The following is a 20,340-nucleotide window of genomic DNA, read 5'->3' on the forward strand; positions in this document are numbered from 1 at the left end:
GCGCACAAGGCCCGCTTTCACTCATTGAAAGCTTGCTGTCAGGGGCGCGTCAGCCGTGCGCCCTCCCGTGCTGCATAGGCAACGCAGGCCTCGCGAAACGCCTGAAACAGGCGCAGCGAGACCGGGTTTTCGCTCAACCGCCACTCTGGGTGCCACTGCACGCCGAGGACGAAGCCCGGCGCACCGGGCATGGACACCGCTTCGATGAGGCCGTCCGGGGCCCGCGCTTCGACCCGCAGGCACGAAGCCAGGCGCTCGATGCCCTGGCTGTGCAGCGAGTTGACCTCGAACTGCGCTGCCAGCCCCAGGCGCTCGAACAAGCCACCAGGCTCTACGAACACCGGGTGCCGAAGGCCGTACTGCACCTCCAGGGGCGCGTCTTCGGGCTCGCGATGGTCCAGGTAGCCAGGCAGCTCTTGCACACGCTGGTGCAGGCTGCCCCCCAGGGCCACGTTCAGTTCCTGATAACCACGGCAAATGCACAACACCGGCACACCGGCGGCGATCGCCGCCTGCAGCAGCGGCAAGGTCAGCCGGTCACGCGCCAGGTCATGCCGGGTGCCCGCGGCACTGGGGGCGCCATTGTAATGATGCGGTTCGATATTTGAAGGCGAGCCCGTGAAAACAATGCCGTGCAGGCAGGCCAGCAACGCTTGCGTGTCGCTGCCACCGTCCCGGGCCGGCAGAATCAGCGGAAGGCCGGCAAACGCGGCCGCCTCGACATACTTGTCGCCAACCGTGTGCGACGAGTTCTTCCCCACCTGCTGGCGGCAGGCGCTGACACCGATCAAGGGGACCGCAGTTGTGCTCATGGGCTTACACCGTGTGCAGGTACCAGTTGTACTCGAGGTCGGAAATCGACACTTCGAACTCGGCCAGTTCGCTTTCCTTGCAGGCCACGAAAATATCGATGTAGTCCGGGCTGATGTATTGGTTGAGCACCTCACTGTCGTCCAACGCACGCAAGGCATCGCGCAGGTTGTTCGGCAGGCTCTGTTCGAGTTGCTCGTAGGAGTTGCCTTCGATCGGCGCCTGGGGTTCGACCTGGTTGGTGAGGCCGTGATGCACGCCGGCCAGGATGGCCGCCAGCATCAGGTACGGGTTGGCGTCGGCGCCGGCCACGCGGTGCTCAAGGCGCACGTTGTCGCTGCTGTCGGTGGGCACGCGGACGGCTACCGTACGGTTGTCCAGGCCCCAGCTCGGCGCATTGGGCACGTAGAACTGTGCGCCGAAGCGGCGGTAGGAGTTGATGTTCGGGCACAGGAAGGCCATCGACGCCGGCATCGTCTCCAGCACGCCACCGATGGCGTGGCGCAACGCATCGCTCTGCAGCGGGTCGTCACTGGCGAAGATGTTCTTGCCGGTTTTCTTGTCCAGCAGCGAGATGTGCACGTGCAGGCCGTTACCTGCCTGGCCTGGGTAGGGCTTGGCCATGAAGGTAGTGTCCATTTCATGGTCGTAGGCCACGTTCTTGATCAGCCGTTTCAGCAGGATCGCGTAGTCGCAGGCTTTCAGCGGGTCGGCAACGTGGTGCAGGTTGACCTCGAACTGCGCCGGGGCACTTTCCTTGACGATGGCATCCGCCGGCAGGCCCTGCTCCTTGGCGGCTTCGAGCATGTCCTGCAGGCAGTCGGCGTATTCGTCGAGGTCGTCGATCAGGTACACCTGGGTCGATTGCGGGCGCTTGCCGGAAATCGGCGAGCGCGGCGGTTGCGGGCGGCCGTTGAGGTTGTCCTGGTCGATCAGGTAGAACTCAAGCTCGAAGGCGGCGCAGATAGTCAGGCCCAGGTCGTCGAACTTGCTGACCACCTGGCGCAGCACTTCCCGCGGGTCGGCGAAGAACGGCTGGCCATCCAGTTCGTGCATGGTCATCAGCAACTGGGCTGTGGGGCGCTTCTGCCACGGCTCATCCGATAACGTGCCAGGGATCGGGAAGCAGATACGGTCGGCATCGCCGATGTCCAGGCCAAGGCCGGTGCTTTCCACGGTGGAGCCGTTGATGTCCAGGGCGAACAGCGACGCCGGCAGGTTGATGCCCTTTTCGTACACCTTGTGCAGGCTGGCTCGCTCGATGCGCTTGCCGCGTACCACGCCGTTCATGTCGGAGATCAGCAGGTCGACGTACTGCGTATCCGGATGGGCCTGGAGGAAGTCTTTCATCTCGCTGGAAGAACTGGCGCACGGGGTGACCGACGTCATGGCTGTACATCCTTTGATTTGCTGCGGCGATGTGGGGGGTACGGCTGGCGCCTCACGGGCGACGATGGTTGCAGCTGTTGTTCTTTTCACTTCCCATCGTGGGGATTGTTGACCCGACCGGGCGCATTGATTCCGGGGGGCGGTTTCACTATAAAATGGCCCTGACGCAACAGACATTGGCAATTCGGCAAGCAGAGCGTGCACCAATGCAATATCAGATTACCCACGCCGACCTCACTCTGGTCTTGGCACTGGAGCGGGGCCGCTCGCTGGCGAAGGCCGCCGAGTTGCTCAAAGTTGACGTATCGACGGTCTTCCGCTCGATCCGCCGGCTGGAATCGGCCCTCGGTACTGCGCTGTTCGTGAAAAGCCGCAAAGGCTACCTGCCAACCGATACTGCCCAGGCCCTGGCCGAGCAGGCCGAGCGTGCCGAGCAGGCGCTTGAGGCCGCGCGCATTGCCATGACCAGTGGCGAGCAGGTGGTCAGCGGCACGGTGCGCCTGACCTGTACCGAGGCGGTCATGCACAGCCTGCTGCTGCCGGCGCTGGCCGAGTTCATGCCCAACTACCCGGCGCTGTCGCTGGAAATGGGCACCTCCAACACCTTCGCCAACCTCAGCCGGCGCGACGCCGACATTGCCCTGCGCCTGACCAATACACCGCCGGAACACCTGGTAGGCCGCAACCTGGGCTCGACGTCCTATGTCATCTGCGGCCAGCCGCAGTGGCGCGAGCGGCTGGCCGAATCGCCTGCCAGCACCCCGTGGATCGCCCCTGACGACTCCATGCAAGACCACCCCACGGTGGTCTGGCGCAACCAGCAGCACCCTGGGTTGAGCCCGCGCTACCAGTGCAGCAGCATGTCGACCATCGCCCAGTTGGTGACCACCGGCTTGGGCGTGGCAGCGCTGCCGGACTACATGGTGCACGCACTGCCCGGCGTCGATGCGCTCAGCGGGCCACTGGCCGGCTGCGACACTCAGCTGTGGCTGCTGACGCGCCCGGACTGCCGGGCACTGCGCTCGGTGCAGACCTTGTTCGAAGAGCTGACCCCGAGGTTGCGCGGCGCGATGCTCTGAGGTTATCGTCAGGCTCATGCGTCGAGTGTGTCTGTTTCGGCCCTTTCGCGGCTAAAACCGCGCCTACAGGGTGCGGCGGCAGGCTTGGGAATGACGCTGCTCGGCAAAACAGCGCTTCCCTATTGGCTGGTGAATTTTTATACTATCGAGTCCGCCTGCCCACTATTGGGCTGCACGCCCACCGCATTTGCTACTGAGGAAGACCATGGCCCGCGTAACTGTTGAAGACTGCCTGGAACACGTGGATAACCGCTTTGAGCTGGTCATGCTCTCGACCAAGCGCGCTCGCCAGCTGGCGACCGGCGGCAAGGAACCACGCGTAGCGTGGGAAAACGACAAGCCTACCGTCGTTGCCCTGCGTGAAATCGCCGAAGGCATCGTCACCAACGAATTCATCGCCGCTGAAGAGATCGTCACCGAGGATCCGGTGTTCGCCGCGTTCGAGGACGAGAACAACGAGGCTGTCTGATTGATGCCAGGTCGACGTCGCACGGCGCAAGGCCCTCTTCCTCGGCAGGAGGTAAACCCATGCCGGGTATAGAAGCCTTGGCCGAACGGCTGTCGACCTATCTTGGCCCTGAACAGGTCAACCTGGTCCGGCGCGCCTATTTCTACGCCGAACAGGCCCACGACGGGCAGCGCCGCCGCAGCGGCGAGCCCTACGTGACCCACCCGCTGGCTGTGGCCAGCATCCTCGCCGATATGCACATGGATCATCAAAGCCTGATGGCGGCCATGTTGCACGATGTGATCGAAGACACCGGTATCGCCAAGGAAGCCCTCAGCCAGCAATTTGGCGAGACCGTGGCCGAACTGGTTGACGGGGTCAGCAAGCTGACCCAGATGAACTTCGAAACCAAGGCCGAGGCGCAGGCTGAAAACTTTCAGAAAATGGCCATGGCCATGGCGCGCGATATCCGCGTGATCCTGGTCAAGCTGGCTGACCGCCTGCACAACATGCGCACCCTTGAAGTGCTGTCCGGTGAAAAGCGCCGGCGCATCGCCAAGGAAACCCTCGAAATCTACGCCCCCATCGCCAACCGCCTGGGCATGCATACGGTGCGCGTGGAGTTCGAAGACCTCGGCTTCAAGGCCATGCACCCCATGCGCTCGTCGCTGATTCACCGTGCGGTGAAAAGCGCTCGTGGCAACCGCAAGGAAATCGTCGCCAAGATCGAGCACTCGCTGGCCAACTGCCTGGCTGCCGATGGCATCGAAGGCGAAATCAGCGGCCGGCAGAAGCACCTCTATGGCATCTACAAGAAGATGCGCGGCAAGCGCCGCGCCTTCAACGAGATCATGGACGTGTACGCCTTCCGCGTCATCGTTGACAAAGTCGATACCTGCTACCGTGTGCTCGGCGCCGTGCATAACCTGTACAAGCCGCTGCCCGGCCGCTTCAAGGACTACATCGCGATCCCCAAGGCCAACGGTTACCAGTCGTTGCACACCACGCTGTTCGGTATGCATGGCGTGCCCATCGAAATCCAGATCCGCACCCGCGAGATGGAAGAGATGGCCAACAACGGCATCGCGGCGCATTGGCTATACAAGTCCAACGACGACGAGCAACCCAAGGGCAGCCACGCCCGTGCTCGCCAGTGGGTCAAAGGCATCCTCGAGCTGCAGCAGCGTGCTGGCAACTCGCTGGAGTTCATCGAAAGCGTGAAGATCGACCTGTTCCCGGACGAGGTCTACGTGTTCACGCCCAAGGGCCGCATCATGGAGCTGCCCAAGGGCTCGACGGCCGTCGACTTCGCTTACGCGGTACACACCGACGTCGGCAACAGTTGCATCGCCTGCCGTATCAATCGCCGCCTGGCGCCGTTGTCCGAACCGCTGCAGAGCGGGTCCACGGTGGAAATCGTCAGCGCCCCGGGCGCCCGGCCAAACCCGGCCTGGCTCAACTTCGTGGTTACCGGCAAGGCGCGCACGCACATCCGCCACGCGCTCAAGCAGCAGCGCCGGTCCGAATCCATCAGCCTGGGCGAACGCCTGCTGAACAAGGTGCTAACCGGCTTCGACAGCAGCCTGGAGAAGATCCCTCAGGAACGTATCCAGGCGATCCTGGCGGAGTACCGCCTGGAACTGATCGAAGACCTGCTCGAAGATATCGGCCTGGGCAACCGCATGGCGTATGTAGTTGCGCGCCGCCTGCTGTCAGCCGAAGGCGAACAGTTGCCCGCACCGGAAGGGCCGCTGGCGATCCGCGGTACCGAGGGGCTGGTACTGAGTTATGCCAAGTGCTGTACACCCATCCCGGGCGACCCGATCGTCGGCCACCTGTCGGCAGGCAAGGGCATGGTCGTGCACCTGGAGAACTGCCGCAACATCAGTGAAATCCGCCACAACCCGGAAAAATGCGTGCAGCTTTCCTGGGCCAAGGACATCACGGGCGAGTTCAATGTCGAGCTGCGGGTCGAACTGGAGCACCAGCGCGGCCTGATTGCCCTGCTTGCCAGCAGCGTCAACGCGGCCGACGGCAATATCGAGAAAATCAGCATGGACGAGCGCGACGGCCGTATCAGCGTGGTCCAACTGGTGGTCAGCGTACACGATCGCGTGCACCTGGCCCGTGTGATCAAGAAGCTGCGTACCTTGACCGGTGTGGTCCGCATCACCCGCATGCGTACGTAGTCCGCCAACCGCAAGGAGTCATCATGAGCAAGACCGTCATCAACAGCGACAAGGCCCCCGCCGCTATCGGTACCTACTCGCAGGCGATCAAGGCCGGCAATACCGTGTACATGTCCGGCCAGATCCCGCTGGACCCGAAGACCATGGAGCTGGTCGAAGGCTTCGAAGCCCAGACCGTGCAGGTATTCGAGAACCTCAAGGCCGTGGCTGAGGCTGCTGGCGGTTCGTTCAAGGACATCGTCAAGCTGAACATCTTCCTGACTGACCTGAGCCACTTCGCCAAGGTCAACGAGGTGATGGGCCGTTACTTCGAACAGCCTTACCCAGCGCGCGCCGCGATTGGCGTTGCTGCGCTGCCAAAAGGCGCCCAGGTCGAAATGGACGCCATCCTGGTCATCGAATGATGCCTTGGGCGACGGGCACCCTGCCCGTCGCCCCTCTCCTGCGCAAGGTTTCCCGACATGCGTCACGCACTGCCCCTCGCGCTGGCAGCCCTGCTCCTGAGCGGCTGCGCCAGCCACAAACCCGAAGATTTCAACGGCACCTGGATCAACCAGGCTGCGATCAAGGCCGCGGTCAAGGGCGACAGCCTGCGCCAGGCCCTCAATGAAAATGGTCCGGTATTCGAGTGGAAGCTCGACGTCGCCAACCAACAGGCCAGCTACAGCAATGGCTTCGAAGCGGCGGACGGCCAGCTGGTCACGCTCGACAAGCAATTGCAGGCCAGCTTTGGCGGCGGCCAGACCGAGCAGCTTGCGCTGGACGGTGACGAGCTGCTGACCACAGACCAGAGCGGCGCAAAGCAGGCTTTTGTCCGCGTACAAGCCCCTGCCACCGCCAACGCCCCGCTGGGCAGCAGCTTTGAAAAAGCCCTGTACCAAGCGTATCTGGGCGGTGAATGGACCATTCTCGAAGGCCAGGGCCAAGGCGGGAAGGTACGCTTCAGCGATACCGGCAACGTCACTGGCCTGCCTGGGCCAGACCGTTTCGCCCTGTGCCTGGCCGGCGACTGCGCCACCATGGGCGGTAGCAACGACAGCCTGTGGCTGGAGCGCAACCAACGGGGTGCGCCTTTCATCATCAAGCGTGACGGCGACAAGCTGGAGATCTTCCAGGCGGTGAACCGTGCCCAGGCTGATGAAATGCCCCAACTGGCAGCGGGCAAGCGCCAGTGGTTGCTGGAAAAAAACTGAAGCCTGCAGCAGCGGCCTTGTTCCTCGACAGGGCCGCCACGCGGCACCAGGGCATCAGCGTCGCCGCATGGATGGCCGGGGCTGCGTTGCAGCCCAATCGCGACGCAAGGCCGCGCCTACAGAAGTCGGGTCAAGGGTGTGGTCAGGCTTTTGCCGCCAGGATAGCTGCGTAGCCTTCCTTGTAACTCGGATACACCGGCGCCCAGCCCAACGCCTTCACCCGTGCATTGCTGCAGCGCTTGCTGCCGGTACGCCGCACGCGCTGTTCATCTGACCACTCGGTAACCCCCAGGTGGGCCCGCAACCAGGTCACCACATCGGCCAACGGTGCCGGATCATCGTCAACGCCGAGGTAACAGTCGTCCAACGCCTTGCCATCAGCATCGGCCTGCAGCAGAAACGCCAGCAAGCTGGCAGCATCCTCAGCATGAATACGGTTGCCATACAGCGGGGGCTGCTCAGCCACCCGATAGCCTTGGCGTACCTGGCTCAGCAGCCACTCGCGGCCGGGCCCGTAAATGCCAGTGAGGCGCACCACACTCGCGGGGATGCCACTGCCAAGGGCCAACCGCTCCGCCTCCAGCATCACCCGCCCGGAATACCCCTCGGGCTCGGTCGCCGACCCTTCCTCAACCCATTCGCCGTCCTTCTGCGCATACACGCTACTGCTTGACACGAACAACAGGCGTCGCGGCCGTTGGCCACGCTCGGCCAGCCAGGCCAGCACATGGCGCAAACCGTCGACATAGGCCGCCCGGTAGCCCGCCTCGTCATGCTGACTGGCCGCCACGCAGTACACCAGGTAGTCCAACGCACCTTGTGGCCACGCGGCTGGCAGCGAGGGCTCGGCCAAGTCCGCAGCCACCGGGTGAACCCCCGCAGGCAATTGCCCCACCGAACGGCGCAGGCCGCTGACCTGCCAGCCACGTGCCAGCATCTGCCGGGCCAAGCGCCCACCTACATCACCACAACCCACCACCAACACGGAAAGGTCTGACATCACAAAACTCCCTGGACCAACTGATCAGCCCAACCACGCTACACGATGGATGGCTAGACCATAGGCGAAAAAAGCTACAATATTACTTTTGTTAACAAGAATTACTTGCAATAATGGCGGCCAAGTTGTTCTCGGCCCGCCTCGAGGCCTTGGAGAACGTTCGTCTTTTCTCTTCATCAGGTCCGGCCAGCATGACACGTACTAAACCCTCCGCTTCGCCAACCCAGTCGCGCGCCTGGCGCGCCATCGCCGCGCTGACGCTCAGCCTGGTGCTGGCCCCGGCAGCCATGGCCGATGAGCCAACCGCCAATACCAACAAGCCTGCCGCCGCCACTGCCGCTGCTGCCCCGAGCACTGCCCCGGCTGGCGAAGCGCCTGCCACCAGCGCCACCGCCGGTGCACCGGCTGCAGCAGACCCAAGCGTCGAAGCCCTGGTTGAAGATACCTCGCTGGGCATGGCCCACGACCTGTCCCCATGGGGCATGTACAAGAACGCCGACATCGTGGTGAAGATCGTCATGATCGGCCTGGCTATCGCCTCCATCATCACTTGGACCATCTGGATCGCCAAAGGCTTCGAGCTGATGGGCGCCAAACGCCGCCTGCGTGGCGAAATCGCCCAGCTGAAGAAGGCCACCACGCTGAAAGATGCCAGCGACGTCTCCCGCAAGGAAGGCACGCTGGCCCATACCCTGGTGCACGACGCCCTTGAAGAGATGCGCCTGTCGGCCAATGCCCGCGAGAAAGAGGGTATCAAGGAACGCGTCAGCTTCCGCCTGGAGCGCCTGGTACATGCCAGCGGCCGTAACATGAGCAGCGGCACCGGCGTACTCGCCACCATCGGTTCCACCGCCCCGTTCGTCGGCCTGTTCGGCACCGTCTGGGGCATCATGAACAGCTTCATCGGCATCGCCAAGACCCAGACCACCAACCTGGCCGTGGTCGCCCCGGGTATCGCCGAAGCCCTGCTGGCCACCGCCCTGGGCCTGGTCGCGGCAATCCCGGCCGTGGTCATCTACAACGTCTTCGCCCGTTCCATTGCCGGCTACAAGGCTCAGGTGTCCGATGCTAGCGCCCAGGTACTGCTGCTGGTCAGCCGCGATCTGGACCACCAAGGCAGCGAGCGCGCCGCCCCGCACATGGTGAAAGTGGGGTAAGCCATGGGCCTGCATCTCAACGAAGGTGGCGACGACCTCGCCGAAAACCACGAAATCAACGTTACGCCGTTCATCGACGTAATGCTGGTACTGCTGATCATCTTCATGGTTGCCGCCCCCCTGGCCACAGTCGATATCAAGGTCGACCTGCCGGCCTCGACCGCCAAACCGGCGCCGAGGCCCGAGAAGCCGGTGTTCGTCAGCGTCAAGGCAGACCAGAAGCTGTACGTCGGCGACGATCAGGTCCCGGCACCCGACCAGCTTGGCCCGATGCTCGACGCCAAGACCAAGGGTGACAAGGAAACCACCATCTTCTTCCAGGCCGACAAAGGCGTGGATTACGGTGATCTGATGGAAGTGATGAACAACATGCGCTCGGCTGGCTACCTGAAAGTCGGCCTGGTAGGTCTCGAGACGGCAGCCAAGAAATGACAAAACCGCGCTCAAACATGGCGCGCTACGCTGGCAGCCTGGCGTTCGTGCTGGGCGTGCACGTGGTCGCCGTGCTGCTGACGCTCAACTGGTCTGTGCCCCAGGCCATCGAGTTGCCGCCAGCAGCCATGATGGTCGAACTGGCACCGCTGCCGGAACCCGCGCCACCGCCGCCCCCGAAAGTGGCGCCGCAGCCACCTGCACCGGTAGAGGAACCACCTTTGCCGAAGTTGGTGGAGGCACCCAAGCCGAAGATCGCCATCCCCAAGCCGCCCAAGCCAAAGGCCAAGCCGCAGCCGCCCAAGCCTGAGAAGAAGCCTGAGCCGCCGAAGGAAGCACCGCCGACCGAGCAGACCGTCGACGCGCCGCCGAGCAATACGCCACCGCAGAAGTCCGCGGCACCGGCCCCGAGCATCGCGTCCAACAGCAACGCCCTGCCGACCTGGCAGAGTGACCTGCTGCGCCACCTGGCCAAGTACAAACGGTACCCGGAAGACGCACGCCGCCGTGGCCTGCAAGGCATCAACCGCCTGCGCTTCGTGGTCGACGCCGAGGGCAAGGTGGTGTCGTACTCGATGGCCGGTGGGTCGGGCAGTGCCGCGCTGGACCGCGCGACGATGGAAATGATCCGCCGCGCCGGCAAAGTGCCCAAGCCGCCACCCGAGTTGTTGAACAACGGCACGATCGAAGTCGTGGCGCCCTTCGTCTACTCGCTGGACCGCCGCTAAGACTTTTGTTTCTGTCACAAATCGGCAAGTCTGATAACGTGCGTCTATCGATTGCAGCCGCTATGCTGGGGCCGCAACTTCATGGACGCACGTTATGACCCTCACAGAACTACGCTACATCGTCACACTCGCCCAGGAACAGCACTTCGGCCATGCCGCAGAGCGCTGCCACGTGAGCCAGCCGACCCTGTCGGTCGGTGTGAAGAAGCTTGAGGATGAGCTTGGCGTTCTGATCTTCGAACGCAGCAAAAGCGCGGTCCGCCTGACCCCCGTCGGCGAGAGCATCGTTGCCCAGGCACAAAAGGTACTCGAGCAGGCCCAAGGCATTCGCGAACTGGCCCAGGCTGGCAAAAACCAGCTGACTGCGCCGCTCAAGGTCGGTGCCATCTACACCGTCGGCCCCTACCTGTTCCCGCACCTGATCCCGCAACTGCACCGCGTGGCACCGCAGATGCCGCTATATATCGAAGAAAACTTCACCCATGTGCTGCGCGAGAAGCTGCGCAATGGCGAGCTGGACGCGGTGATCATCGCCCTGCCGTTCAATGAAGCCGATGTGCTCACCCTGCCTCTCTACGACGAACCGTTCTGCGCGCTGATGCCTGCCGACCACCCATGGACGGCCAAAAAGACCATCGACACCGCCATGCTCAACGACAAGAGCCTGTTGCTGCTGGGTGAAGGTCACTGCTTCCGTGACCAGGTGCTGGAAGCCTGCCCCACCCTGAACAAGGGGGGTGAAGGGTCGCGGCACACCACGGTCGAATCCAGCTCGCTGGAAACCATCCGCCACATGGTAGCGTCCGGCCTTGGCGTGTCTATCCTGCCGCTGTCGGCGGTGCACAGCCACCACTACGCGCCTGGGGTCATCGAAGTACGCCCGCTGACCGCCCCAGCACCGTTCCGCACCGTGGCCATCGCCTGGCGCGCCAGCTTCCCACGGCCGAAGGCCATCGAGATCCTCGCCGACTCGATACGCCTGTGCTCGGTAGCCAAGGCCCCTGCAGAACAACCGGCCTGAGTCATGACGGAGCTGTCGAACGTCCCGGTCACCGTGCTCAAGGGTGTTGGCGAGGCCATGGCCGAAAAGCTCGCCAAGGTCGGCCTGGAAAACTTGCAGGACGTGCTGTTCCACCTGCCCCTGCGCTATCAGGACCGCACCCGCGTGGTTCCGATCGGCCAGCTGCGCCCAGGCCAGGACGCGGTGATCGAGGGGGTGGTCAGCGGCGCCGACGTGACCATGGGCAAGCGCCGCAGCCTGGTGGTACGCCTGGGTGACGGCAGTGGCGTGCTGAGCTTGCGCTTCTACCATTTCAGCAACGCGCAAAAGGAAGGGCTCAAGCGCGGCACCCACCTGCGCTGCTACGGCGAAGCTCGCCCGGGCGCTTCCGGCCTGGAGATCTACCACCCGGAGTACCGCTCACTGAACGGTGACGAACCGCCGCCGCCGGTCGATCAGACCCTCACCCCGATCTACCCGTCCACCGAGGGCCTCACCCAGCAACGCCTGCGCCAACTGTGCCAACAGAGCCTGAGCCTGCTCGGCCCGCGCAGCCTGCCCGACTGGTTGCCCGACGAACTGGCCCGCGACTACCAGCTGGCGCCACTGGATGACGCCATCCGCTACCTGCACAACCCGCCTGCCGACGCCGACGTCGAGGAGTTGGCCCTGGGCCACCACTGGGCTCAGCACCGCCTGGCATTCGAAGAGCTGCTCACCCACCAGCTGTCGCAACAGCGCCTGCGCGAGAGCCTGCGCAGCCTGCGTGCGCCAGTGTTGCCCAAGGCCACCCGGCTGCCGGCGCAATACCTGGCCAATTTAGGCTTCCAGCCGACCGGCGCGCAGCAGCGCGTCGCCAACGAAATTGCCTACGACCTCAGCCAGCACGAGCCGATGATGCGCCTGGTGCAAGGCGACGTGGGTGCCGGCAAGACCGTGGTCGCCGCGCTGGCCGCGTTGCAGGCCCTGGAGGCTGGTTATCAGGTGGCATTGATGGCCCCCACCGAGATCCTCGCCGAGCAGCACTACATCACCTTCAAACGCTGGCTGGAGCCTTTGGGTTTAGAGGTGGCCTGGCTGGCCGGCAAACTCAAGGGCAAGGCCCGGGCGGCGTCGCTGGAGCAGATCGCCAATGGCGCCCCGATGGTGGTCGGCACCCACGCCCTGTTCCAGGACGAGGTGAAGTTCAAGCACCTGGCCCTGGCCATCATCGACGAACAGCACCGTTTCGGCGTACAGCAACGCCTGGCGCTGCGCAAGAAAGGCGTAGCCGGCGAGCTGTGCCCACATCAGCTGATCATGACCGCTACCCCCATTCCGCGCACCCTGGCCATGAGTGCCTACGCCGACCTGGACACCTCGGTGCTCGACGAGCTGCCGCCTGGGCGCACGCCGGTAAATACCGTGCTGGTGGCCGACAGCCGGCGTTTCGAAGTGGTCGAACGGGTACGCGCCGCCTGCGCTGAAGGGCGTCAGGCTTACTGGGTGTGCACGCTGATCGAAGAGTCCGAGGAACTGACCTGCCAAGCAGCCGAAAGCACTTACGAGGAGCTGGGCAGCGCCTTGGGCGAACTACGGGTCGGGTTGATCCACGGCCGCATGAAACCGGCGGAAAAGGCCGAGATCATGGCCGAGTTCAAGGCCGGCAACCTGCAGTTGCTGGTCGCCACCACCGTCATCGAGGTGGGCGTGGATGTGCCCAATGCCAGCCTGATGATCATCGAAAACCCCGAGCGCCTGGGCCTGGCCCAGCTGCACCAGTTGCGTGGCCGGGTGGGCCGCGGCAGCGCCGTCAGCCATTGCGTGCTGCTGTACCACCCGCCGCTGTCGCAGATCGGCCGCGAGCGCCTGGGCATCATGCGTGAAACCAACGACGGCTTCATCATCGCCGAAAAAGACCTTGCCCTACGGGGCCCGGGCGAAATGCTGGGTACCCGCCAGACCGGCCTGCTGCAATTCAAGGTCGCCGACCTGATGCGCGACGCTGACCTGTTGCCAGCGGTACGCGATGCCGCCCAGGCCCTGATTGCACGCTGGCCGGAGCACGTCAGCCCGCTGCTGGACCGCTGGCTGCGTCATGGCCAGCAATATGGCCAGGTGTGACGCCTGTCCCATAATGGATCCAGATTTACGCCCAGGGTGGTTATACTTCGCGTTTAAAAGAATCAGTGGATACGGACCATGACTGAAGTTGCCCTGGACACCGCAACCCCACACACGCCTTCCGTCATCAGGCTGCTGCTCGAGAAACTCGGCGTAGCCTACCGCGAGGTGGTCGAACATCCGCACCTGCGCGCAGCCTCGCGGGTACAGGCCGTGCTGCTGGACGACGAGGTGGGCGCCATGATGGTGCTGTTCCCGCAGAGCCAGCTGCTGGACCTGAACCGCCTGGCCGAACTGACCGGGCGTAAGCTCACCGCCGTGTCGGTGCCACGCCTCAAGCAAATGCTCGACAAGCACCAGCTCAAGACACTGCCGGGCATCCCGGCGCTCACCAGCTCACCGTGCCAGTACGAAAAAAGCCTGCTGGACGTCGACCAGGTGTACATCAATTCGGGTGAAGCCGGCCTGTTGCTGCAAATAGAGCGCGCGCACTTCAAGCGCATGTTGCTCAAGGCCAGCGCCAGCAGCTTTGGCCAGGAAGTCGGGGCGATCAACCCCAACCTCGACCGCCCCAACGACGATACCCGCGAAATCACCAATGCCGTGCAAGCCTTCACTGCCCGGCGTATCCAGAAGCGCCTGGAAGAAACCATCGAAATCCCGCCGTTGGCCGATACTGCGCAGAAAATCATCAAACTGCGAGTAGACCCCAACGCCAGCATCGACGATATCACTGGGGTGGTAGAAACCGACCCGGCCCTGGCCGCCCAGGTGGTCAGCTGGGCGGCATCACCCTACTACGCTTCGCCGGGCAAGATCCGTTCGGTGGAAGACGCCATCGTGCGCGTGCTGGGCTTCGACCTGGTGATCAACCTCGCCCTTGGCCTGGCCCTGGGCAAGACCCTGAGCCTGCCCAAGGACAACCCTCAGCAGGCCACCCCGTACTGGCAGCAGTCGATCTACACCGCCGCCATCATCGAGGGCCTTACCCGAGCCATGCCGCGGGCAGAGCGCCCTGAAGCAGGCCTGACCTACCTCGCCGGGCTGTTGCACAACTTCGGTTACCTGCTGCTGGCACACGTTTTCCCACCGCACTTCTCGCTGATTTGTCGCCACCTGGAGGTCAACCCTCACCTGAACCACACCTATGTGGAACAACACCTGCTGGGCATCAGCCGCGAGCAGATTGGTGCCTGGTTGATGAAACTGTGGGACATGCCGGTAGAGCTCTCGGCCGCGCTGCGTTTCCAGCACGACCCGGCTTACGACGGCGAGTTTTCGGCATTCCCCAACCTGGTATGCCTGGCCACGCGTCTGCTGCGCTTGCGGGGGATTGGCTCGGGGCCGCTGGAGGAGATTCCTGACGAACTGCTGGAGCGCTTGGGCATTACCCGGGAAAAGGCCGAGGATGTGGTGAGCAAGGTGCTGGAGGCCGAGAGCTTGCTGCGGGAGCTGGCTTCGCAGTTCAACGCACCGCATTGAAGCCCGGGGCCGCTTGGCGGCCCCAACCATTTCAGCCCTGCTTCTTCGGCTTCAGGTACTTCATCAACCCCTGAAACCACATCACCAACGCCGGATTGCCCTTGATCTGGATGTTCTTGTCCTGAATGCCCTGCATGAACGCCAACTGCTTGTTGCTTGCCTGCAAGGTGGCAAAGCCATAGGCAGCATCCTTGAAGGCAATGGCAAAGGCTGGCTGTGGATACGACCCGCTTTTGCTACTGACCCGCTCGTTGCTGACGGTGAAGTGCCGGGCGACCTTCCCGTCCAAGGTCTGCATCTGGAACACCAGGTCCTTGCCTTTGAGCTGCTGCTGGAATGCCGGATTATTGCGGCTGGCCCGGGCCATCAGCAGCCCCATGGCCCACAGAAGAAAGCGGAACTTCATCGACACGCCTCGATGGAAAAGTGACTAAGTTGCGCAGTTTATCCTCCTAATGACCTTTTTATGCAAGTTCGCAGCAATTACCGGGTGTAAAGCACAACGGGCGCCATCTGGCGCCCGTTCGGGATTAACGCATCCTCAGTGCACAGTTACTTTTTCTTGCTGACCTTGCTCGGCGCGGCCGCGTTATTGACGCTGTCCCTGAGATTCTTGCCTGGCTTAAAAGCCACGGTATTGCTGGCTTTGATCTTGACCGGCTGGCCGGTTTGCGGGTTTTTGCCGGTACGCGCGCCGCGGTGGCGTTTTTCGAAAGTGCCGAAACCAACCAGAGTCACGGTGTCCTTGTCCAGGGCACCCGTGATGCTGTCGAGAATCGCGTTCAGCACTTGATTGGCTTTTTCCTTGGTCAGGTCAGCCTTTTCAGCGATGACGGCGGCGAGTTCTGGTTTGCGCATAGTAAAGCCTCTTTGACGGAATTCTTGTTGTTATGCCGTGCTGCCTTCAGGAGCAGCGTTCAAGGCACCGCAGGCTCTAACCTGCGGCAGACGGGAGTGAGAATGGCACGTGGTTCGGGGCCGCGCCAGTATCTGAGCGGCCATTGTGCAGGCAACAACAGGATGAATCCGACAGAACGCAGGCCAATTACGCCATAACTGCAGGTAGCTGTCGGTTCAGCGCCAGCTTTTCCGTGACTGCAGCCCCGGTCAGGGCGTAACCCAGCAGCTCGCCACCCGCATCGATGCATAGCACCTTGAGGTCATTGCCTTGCCCTTCGACCTGCCAAGTGCCGTCGCGGCCCTGTGGCGGTGGCGAAATCACCAGCGGGCAGGCCGGGGTTTTCACGGTGATCGGCATTGGCCCATAGGCAACTGCCGTGGGCTTGCCGGCCAGGGTTTGGGCCAGTGCCCGCGCACAACTCATCAGTGGCATCACGTACAACAGGTTGATGCCGTCTACCTCGGCACAATCCCCGAGGGCGAAGATATTGGCGTGGGAGGTTCGCAGCTCACGGTCCACGCTGACGCCACGGTTGACCTGCAGCCCGGCCGCGGCTGCCAGGTCGGTACGCGGGCGCAGGCCAATGGCCGAAACGACCAGGTCACAGCCAATCACGCTGCCATCCGACAGGTGCGCCTCCAGGCCTTGGGGCACCTGCTGCAAGCGGGTCAGAACCGGCCCAAGGTGGAAACGTACGCCCAGGTCTTGCAACCCACGTTGCACCGCGCCGGCAGCGGCCGGATGCAACAGGGTCGGCATGACCTGCTCGCAGGGTGCAACCACGTCCACCTGGAAGCCCCCCAGGCTCATGTCGTTGGCAAACTCGCAGCCGATCAGGCCAGCGCCGAGAATCAGCACGCGTTGCTTGCCGGCAGCGGCAGCACGAAAGCGTGCGTAGTCCTCCAGATCGTTGATAGGGAACACCAGGTGGCTGGCATCGCCTTCAACCGGCACCTGCACGGTCTGCGCCCCCCACGCCAGCACCAGATCGCGGTATGCCACGGTCTCTTCGCCGATCCACAGGCGTTTGTGGCCAGGGTCGATGCCGCTGATGCGGGTATGGGTGCGGATTTCGGCGTTCAACTGCTCGGCCATGGCACCGGCTTCGGCCATGCACAGGTCGGCGGCGCCCTTCTGCTTGGCATAGCCCATGGAGAGCATGGGCTTGGAGTAGGAACGACCGTCATCGGCGGTGATCAGCAGCAGCGGCGTATGCGCATCGAGCTTGCGAAATTCGCGGGCCAGGTTGTAGCCCGCCAGGCCGGTACCGATGATTACCACAGGGGACGTCATGTCGTGCTTGCCTCGCTTAGCCGATGGAGATCATTTCAAAGTCGCTTTTGCCAACGCCGCAGTCAGGGCATAGCCAGTCTTGCGGCACGTCCTCCCAACGGGTGCCAGGGGCGATGCCGTCGTCGGGCCAGCCTTCGGCTTCGTCGTAGATCAGGCCACAGACAATACATTGCCACTTTTTCATCAGGTTGTTTTCCTCGGGTCAGGCTGGGGCTTTGTGTTGCTGCTGACGGCCCTATGGCGGGTGAACCCGCTGCAACAGGGACCGACGCGCAATGCTTGGGGCTTTGTAGCGGCCCTGCCTGCAGTATGCAAGCAGTCGGGGCAATCATGCTAAGCTCGCCGCCTCTCAGGTTGTAACAAGCAGACCGACGTGTCGTACGAATCCCCGCAAGCAGCCGCTGTCGCGTGGCTGCCGTATTCACGGCTGGCGACCGACATCGACCAGCCCACCCTTGACTGGCTGTTCGACGAAGGCTCACTGACCCGCCGCCTGACGCGCCTGGCCCACGATGACTTCTCCGTCACCCCTTTGTTCGAGGGCTGGCAGCCACTGCGCGCCGACGAATGCCAGGCACTGGGCATCGCTGTTGGCGCTGAAGGCTGGGTGCGCGAGGTGTACCTGCGCGGCCATGGCCAGCCGTGGGTGTTCGCCCGCAGCGTGGCCAGCCGCAGTGCGCTGGCGCGCGGCGGGTTGGACCTGGAACGCCTCGGCAGCCGTTCGTTGGGCGAGTTGCTGTTCTGCGACCAGGCGTTCATCCGCCATCCACTTGAAGTGTGCAGTTATCCACAGGCGTGGTTACCCGCAGATGCCGCCCGGCCAGCGCTATGGGCCCGCCGCTCGCGTTTTGAACGTGACGGGCTGGACCTGCTGGTAGCCGAGGTGTTTCTGCCGGCGCTGTGGCAAGCGGCCCAGGAGAAAAACAGCTGATGTACCTGCAACTGCTCAAGTCGCTGAACCGCCTGCATCCTCGCGCCTGGGACTTTGTCCAGCTCAGCCGCATGGACCGCCCGATCGGTATCTACCTGCTGCTGTGGCCCACGCTGTCGGCCGTATGGATTGCCGGCAACGGCTCGCCGACCCTGGCCAACGTGCTGATCTTCGGCCTTGGCGTGGTACTGATGCGCGCCGCCGGCTGCTGCATCAACGATTTTGCCGACCGCAAGGTGGATGGCCACGTCAAACGTACCGCCGACCGGCCCCTGGCCAGTGGCCGCGTGCGCCCGCGCGAGGCGCTGGCCCTGTTCGCCATGCTTGTCGGGGTCAGTTTCCTGCTGGTGCTGTGCACCAATAGCCGTACCGTGTGGCTATCGTTCGGCGCGGTGGCGTTGGCGTTCTGCTACCCGTTCATGAAGCGCTACACCTACTACCCGCAAGTGGTGCTGGGGGCAGCTTACTCGTGGGGCATTCCGATGGCGTTCACGGCCGCTGGCGGCGAACTGCCGGCCAGCGCCTGGCTGCTGTATATCGCCAACCTGCTGTGGACGGTGGGTTACGACACCTATTACGCCATGGTCGACCGGGACGACGACCTGAAGATCGGCGTGAAATCCACGGCCATCCTCTTCGGTGAGGCCGACCGCAGCATCATCCTGACCTTGCAGGTGTTGTCGCTGGGCTGCCTGTTGCTGGCCGGTAGCCGCTTTGACCTCGGCGGCTGGTTCCACCTGGGGCTGCTGGGTGCGCTGGCGTGCTTTGCCTGGGAGTACTGGTCGACACGCAAGCTGGACCGCGAGTCGTGCTTCAAGGCGTTCCTGCACAATCACTGGGCGGGGTTGCTGGTGTTTGTGGGGGTGGTTCTGGACTACGCGCTGCGCTGACAGCGTGAGCTCCCCACCTTGTGGGAGCGGGCTTACCCCGCCCCCACAGGCCAACTGCAAGCCCTTACGGCTTGGCGACGTGCCAAACGTCTTTCATGCCGTCACCGGTCATGTCGCCAGCCTTCTTGTCCTTGACGAAGGTATACAGCGGCTTGCCGTCGTAGGCCCACTGCATCTTGCCGTCGTCCCGCTTGATCTGTGTCCACTTGCCTTCGGCTTTTTCGCCGCCACTGGTCATCAAAGGCGGCCAGTTCTTGGCGCATTCGCCATTGCACATCGACTTGCCGCCGGTATCTTTGTCGAAGGTGTACAGGGTCATGCCAGCATGGTCGACCAACATGCCATCCTTTTCCATTGCAGGTTGTGCCGAGGCCACCCCCGGCAGTGCCAGCGCAGTGAACAGGGCCATCCAGCTCAGCGTATGTCGTGTCATTGGATTCACCATCGTTTCGGGGGGTAATGGGTTCGGGTTGCCAGAACCGCGGCCCTCTGTAGCCTAGTTCAGTCACGCAATGTCGCCAGAACGGCCAACGTCCTGTCACACAGCTGCAATAATTCCGTTATCTAATGCGGGCCAAGACACTGAATCCAGGAGAGGTTTTGAGCATGGTAGGCAGGAACATTCTGATCGTCGACGACGAAGCACCGATTCGCGAGATGATCGCCGTTGCCCTGGAAATGGCCGGCTATGACTGCCTGGAAGCGGAAAACTCCCAACAGGCCCATGCGATCATCGTCGACCGCAAGCCGGACCTGATCCTGCTCGACTGGATGCTGCCGGGTACCTCCGGCATCGAGTTGGCCCGCCGCCTGAAGCGCGATGAACTGACCGGCGACATTCCGATCATCATGCTCACTGCCAAAGGTGAAGAGGACAACAAGATCCAGGGCCTGGAAGTGGGTGCCGACGACTACATCACCAAACCGTTCTCACCGCGCGAGCTGGTTGCGCGGCTCAAAGCCGTGCTGCGCCGCACCGGCCCAAGCGACAGTGAGGCGCCGATCGAGGTCGGCGGCCTGCTGCTCGATCCGATCAGCCACCGCGTGACCATCGACGGCAAGCCGGCTGAAATGGGCCCCACCGAGTACCGCCTGCTGCAGTTCTTCATGACCCACCAGGAACGCGCCTACACCCGTGGTCAACTGCTGGACCAGGTGTGGGGCGGCAACGTCTATGTCGAGGAACGCACGGTCGACGTGCACATCCGCCGCCTGCGCAAAGCGCTGGGTGAGGCCTACGAGAATCTGGTACAAACCGTGCGCGGTACCGGCTACCGCTTCTCGACCAAGAGCTAGCTGCAAGCTGCAAGCTGCA

The 20,340-nt window shown here is 63.2% G+C and carries 22 protein-coding genes; 14 read left to right on the forward strand and 8 right to left on the reverse strand.

The genetic code is table 11. From position 1 onward, the window contains the following. Positions 1 to 38: 38 nt before the first annotated feature. On the reverse strand, positions 39 to 812 hold the full coding sequence (locus GEV39_RS24720) for a gamma-glutamyl-gamma-aminobutyrate hydrolase family protein (protein ID WP_173891564.1): 774 nt from the start codon (positions 810 to 812) through the stop codon (positions 39 to 41). A gap of 4 nt (positions 813 to 816) precedes the next feature. After that, positions 817 to 2,160, reverse strand: a complete 1,344-nt coding sequence (locus tag GEV39_RS24725) for a glutamine synthetase family protein (protein WP_392485062.1) — start codon at positions 2,158 to 2,160, stop codon at positions 817 to 819. 245 nt (positions 2,161 to 2,405) lie between these two features. On the opposite strand from GEV39_RS24725, the gene GEV39_RS24730 reads away from it, so the two are divergent. From GEV39_RS24730 to GEV39_RS24750, 5 genes are all read left to right on the forward strand, one after another. Further along, positions 2,406 to 3,278 carry a LysR family transcriptional regulator gene (locus tag GEV39_RS24730; protein WP_173891566.1) on the forward strand — a complete coding sequence of 291 codons (873 nt, stop codon included), beginning with the start codon at positions 2,406 to 2,408 and terminating at the stop codon, positions 3,276 to 3,278. A 205-nt stretch (positions 3,279 to 3,483) separates the two neighbouring features. After that, a complete protein-coding gene (rpoZ, locus tag GEV39_RS24735; RefSeq protein WP_003253383.1) occupies positions 3,484 to 3,747 on the forward strand; it encodes a DNA-directed RNA polymerase subunit omega in 264 nt (87 codons plus the stop codon). 59 nt (positions 3,748 to 3,806) lie between these two features. Next, positions 3,807 to 5,915, forward strand: coding sequence for a bifunctional GTP diphosphokinase/guanosine-3',5'-bis pyrophosphate 3'-pyrophosphohydrolase (gene spoT / locus GEV39_RS24740; RefSeq protein WP_009684532.1), 2,109 nt, complete (start codon positions 3,807 to 3,809; stop codon positions 5,913 to 5,915). A 23-nt stretch (positions 5,916 to 5,938) separates the two neighbouring features. Further along, positions 5,939 to 6,319 carry a deaminase RidA gene (gene ridA, locus GEV39_RS24745; RefSeq protein ID WP_009684531.1) on the forward strand — a complete coding sequence of 127 codons (381 nt, stop codon included), beginning with the start codon at positions 5,939 to 5,941 and terminating at the stop codon, positions 6,317 to 6,319. A gap of 57 nt (positions 6,320 to 6,376) precedes the next feature. Further along, positions 6,377 to 7,108 carry a hypothetical protein gene (locus GEV39_RS24750; protein WP_173891567.1) on the forward strand — a complete coding sequence of 244 codons (732 nt, stop codon included), beginning with the start codon at positions 6,377 to 6,379 and terminating at the stop codon, positions 7,106 to 7,108. 142 nt (positions 7,109 to 7,250) lie between these two features. Here the strand turns inward: GEV39_RS24750 and GEV39_RS24755 are convergent, their stop codons facing one another. Continuing rightward, the gene (locus GEV39_RS24755; RefSeq protein WP_173891568.1) at positions 7,251 to 8,108 is read right to left on the reverse strand and encodes an SDR family oxidoreductase; all 858 of its coding nucleotides are present in this window, start codon (positions 8,106 to 8,108) and stop codon (positions 7,251 to 7,253) included. Between the two features lie 191 nt (positions 8,109 to 8,299). Here GEV39_RS24755 and exbB point away from each other — a divergent pair, with 191 nt between their 5' ends. The 6 genes from exbB (at position 8,300) to GEV39_RS24785 (ending at position 15,010) form a co-directional block, all read left to right on the forward strand. Beyond that, on the forward strand, positions 8,300 to 9,265 hold the full coding sequence (gene exbB / locus GEV39_RS24760) for a tonB-system energizer ExbB (protein ID WP_173891569.1): 966 nt from the start codon (positions 8,300 to 8,302) through the stop codon (positions 9,263 to 9,265). 3 nt (positions 9,266 to 9,268) lie between these two features. Next, the gene (exbD, locus tag GEV39_RS24765) at positions 9,269 to 9,697 is read left to right on the forward strand and encodes a TonB system transport protein ExbD (RefSeq protein WP_009684525.1); all 429 of its coding nucleotides are present in this window, start codon (positions 9,269 to 9,271) and stop codon (positions 9,695 to 9,697) included. Next, positions 9,694 to 10,425 carry an energy transducer TonB gene (locus GEV39_RS24770; protein ID WP_173891570.1) on the forward strand — a complete coding sequence of 244 codons (732 nt, stop codon included), beginning with the start codon at positions 9,694 to 9,696 and terminating at the stop codon, positions 10,423 to 10,425. The genes exbD and GEV39_RS24770 overlap by 4 nt, the downstream gene beginning before the upstream one ends. 94 nt (positions 10,426 to 10,519) lie before the next feature. After that, positions 10,520 to 11,446: a hydrogen peroxide-inducible genes activator gene (locus GEV39_RS24775; RefSeq protein ID WP_087500924.1), complete on the forward strand. Its 927-nt coding sequence runs from the start codon at positions 10,520 to 10,522 to the stop codon at positions 11,444 to 11,446. Between the two features lie 3 nt (positions 11,447 to 11,449). After that, on the forward strand, positions 11,450 to 13,528 hold the full coding sequence (recG, locus tag GEV39_RS24780; protein WP_173891571.1) for an ATP-dependent DNA helicase RecG: 2,079 nt from the start codon (positions 11,450 to 11,452) through the stop codon (positions 13,526 to 13,528). A 78-nt stretch (positions 13,529 to 13,606) separates the two neighbouring features. After that, positions 13,607 to 15,010, forward strand: a complete 1,404-nt coding sequence (locus tag GEV39_RS24785; RefSeq protein WP_173891572.1) for an aminoacyl-tRNA deacylase and HDOD domain-containing protein — start codon at positions 13,607 to 13,609, stop codon at positions 15,008 to 15,010. A 31-nt stretch (positions 15,011 to 15,041) separates the two neighbouring features. On the opposite strand, the gene GEV39_RS24790 is transcribed toward GEV39_RS24785, so the two are convergent. From GEV39_RS24790 to GEV39_RS24805, 4 genes are all read right to left on the reverse strand, one after another. Further along, on the reverse strand, positions 15,042 to 15,416 hold the full coding sequence (locus GEV39_RS24790; protein WP_173891573.1) for an SCP2 sterol-binding domain-containing protein: 375 nt from the start codon (positions 15,414 to 15,416) through the stop codon (positions 15,042 to 15,044). 146 nt (positions 15,417 to 15,562) lie between these two features. Then, positions 15,563 to 15,868, reverse strand: coding sequence for an HU family DNA-binding protein (locus tag GEV39_RS24795; protein ID WP_173891574.1), 306 nt, complete (start codon positions 15,866 to 15,868; stop codon positions 15,563 to 15,565). Between the two features lie 187 nt (positions 15,869 to 16,055). Continuing rightward, positions 16,056 to 17,204: an FAD-dependent oxidoreductase gene (locus tag GEV39_RS24800; RefSeq protein WP_173891575.1), complete on the reverse strand. Its 1,149-nt coding sequence runs from the start codon at positions 17,202 to 17,204 to the stop codon at positions 16,056 to 16,058. A gap of 16 nt (positions 17,205 to 17,220) precedes the next feature. Then, the gene (locus GEV39_RS24805) at positions 17,221 to 17,388 is read right to left on the reverse strand and encodes a rubredoxin (RefSeq protein ID WP_056793960.1); all 168 of its coding nucleotides are present in this window, start codon (positions 17,386 to 17,388) and stop codon (positions 17,221 to 17,223) included. 189 nt (positions 17,389 to 17,577) lie between these two features. Between GEV39_RS24805 and GEV39_RS24810 the strand changes: the two genes are divergently transcribed. Continuing rightward, positions 17,578 to 18,135, forward strand: a complete 558-nt coding sequence (locus GEV39_RS24810) for a chorismate--pyruvate lyase family protein (protein WP_173891576.1) — start codon at positions 17,578 to 17,580, stop codon at positions 18,133 to 18,135. Further along, on the forward strand, positions 18,135 to 19,025 hold the full coding sequence (gene ubiA, locus GEV39_RS24815; protein WP_173891577.1) for a 4-hydroxybenzoate octaprenyltransferase: 891 nt from the start codon (positions 18,135 to 18,137) through the stop codon (positions 19,023 to 19,025). The genes GEV39_RS24810 and ubiA overlap by 1 nt, the downstream gene beginning before the upstream one ends. Before the next feature lie 64 nt (positions 19,026 to 19,089). Here the strand turns inward: ubiA and GEV39_RS24820 are convergent, their stop codons facing one another. After that, the gene (locus GEV39_RS24820) at positions 19,090 to 19,458 is read right to left on the reverse strand and encodes a COG4315 family predicted lipoprotein (protein WP_173891578.1); all 369 of its coding nucleotides are present in this window, start codon (positions 19,456 to 19,458) and stop codon (positions 19,090 to 19,092) included. A 173-nt stretch (positions 19,459 to 19,631) separates the two neighbouring features. Here GEV39_RS24820 and phoB point away from each other — a divergent pair, with 173 nt between their 5' ends. After that, on the forward strand, positions 19,632 to 20,321 hold the full coding sequence (gene phoB, locus GEV39_RS24825; protein WP_003253341.1) for a phosphate regulon transcriptional regulator PhoB: 690 nt from the start codon (positions 19,632 to 19,634) through the stop codon (positions 20,319 to 20,321). Positions 20,322 to 20,340 lie beyond the last annotated feature (19 nt).

The organism is Pseudomonas sp. NY5710, from assembly GCF_013305665.1.
In the GTDB taxonomy this organism is placed as follows: Bacteria; Pseudomonadota; Gammaproteobacteria; order Pseudomonadales; family Pseudomonadaceae; genus Aquipseudomonas; species Aquipseudomonas juntendi.

Bases quoted from the DNA above. Each gene is read 5' to 3' on its own strand.
- GEV39_RS24725 (WP_392485062.1), bottom strand. From the start codon at position 2,160: ATGAAAGACTTCCTCCAGGCCCATCCGGATACGCAGTACGTCGACCTG.
- ridA (WP_009684531.1), top strand. From the start codon at position 5,939: ATGAGCAAGACCGTCATCAACAGCGACAAGGCCCCCGCCGCTATCGGT.
- phoB (WP_003253341.1), top strand. From the start codon at position 19,632: ATGGTAGGCAGGAACATTCTGATCGTCGACGACGAAGCACCGATTCGC.
- GEV39_RS24785 (WP_173891572.1), top strand. From the start codon at position 13,607: ATGACTGAAGTTGCCCTGGACACCGCAACCCCACACACGCCTTCCGTC.
- GEV39_RS24790 (WP_173891573.1), bottom strand. From the start codon at position 15,416: ATGAAGTTCCGCTTTCTTCTGTGGGCCATGGGGCTGCTGATGGCCCGG.
- exbD (WP_009684525.1), top strand. From the start codon at position 9,269: ATGGGCCTGCATCTCAACGAAGGTGGCGACGACCTCGCCGAAAACCAC.
- GEV39_RS24770 (WP_173891570.1), top strand. From the start codon at position 9,694: ATGACAAAACCGCGCTCAAACATGGCGCGCTACGCTGGCAGCCTGGCG.
- GEV39_RS24805 (WP_056793960.1), bottom strand. From the start codon at position 17,388: ATGAAAAAGTGGCAATGTATTGTCTGTGGCCTGATCTACGACGAAGCC.
- GEV39_RS24820 (WP_173891578.1), bottom strand. From the start codon at position 19,458: ATGACACGACATACGCTGAGCTGGATGGCCCTGTTCACTGCGCTGGCA.
- GEV39_RS24795 (WP_173891574.1), bottom strand. From the start codon at position 15,868: ATGCGCAAACCAGAACTCGCCGCCGTCATCGCTGAAAAGGCTGACCTG.
- GEV39_RS24800 (WP_173891575.1), bottom strand. From the start codon at position 17,204: ATGACGTCCCCTGTGGTAATCATCGGTACCGGCCTGGCGGGCTACAAC.
- GEV39_RS24720 (WP_173891564.1), bottom strand. From the start codon at position 812: ATGAGCACAACTGCGGTCCCCTTGATCGGTGTCAGCGCCTGCCGCCAG.
- recG (WP_173891571.1), top strand. From the start codon at position 11,450: ATGACGGAGCTGTCGAACGTCCCGGTCACCGTGCTCAAGGGTGTTGGC.
- GEV39_RS24730 (WP_173891566.1), top strand. From the start codon at position 2,406: ATGCAATATCAGATTACCCACGCCGACCTCACTCTGGTCTTGGCACTG.
- spoT (WP_009684532.1), top strand. From the start codon at position 3,807: ATGCCGGGTATAGAAGCCTTGGCCGAACGGCTGTCGACCTATCTTGGC.
- rpoZ (WP_003253383.1), top strand. From the start codon at position 3,484: ATGGCCCGCGTAACTGTTGAAGACTGCCTGGAACACGTGGATAACCGC.
- GEV39_RS24750 (WP_173891567.1), top strand. From the start codon at position 6,377: ATGCGTCACGCACTGCCCCTCGCGCTGGCAGCCCTGCTCCTGAGCGGC.
- ubiA (WP_173891577.1), top strand. From the start codon at position 18,135: ATGTACCTGCAACTGCTCAAGTCGCTGAACCGCCTGCATCCTCGCGCC.
- GEV39_RS24755 (WP_173891568.1), bottom strand. From the start codon at position 8,108: ATGTCAGACCTTTCCGTGTTGGTGGTGGGTTGTGGTGATGTAGGTGGG.
- exbB (WP_173891569.1), top strand. From the start codon at position 8,300: ATGACACGTACTAAACCCTCCGCTTCGCCAACCCAGTCGCGCGCCTGG.
- GEV39_RS24775 (WP_087500924.1), top strand. From the start codon at position 10,520: ATGACCCTCACAGAACTACGCTACATCGTCACACTCGCCCAGGAACAG.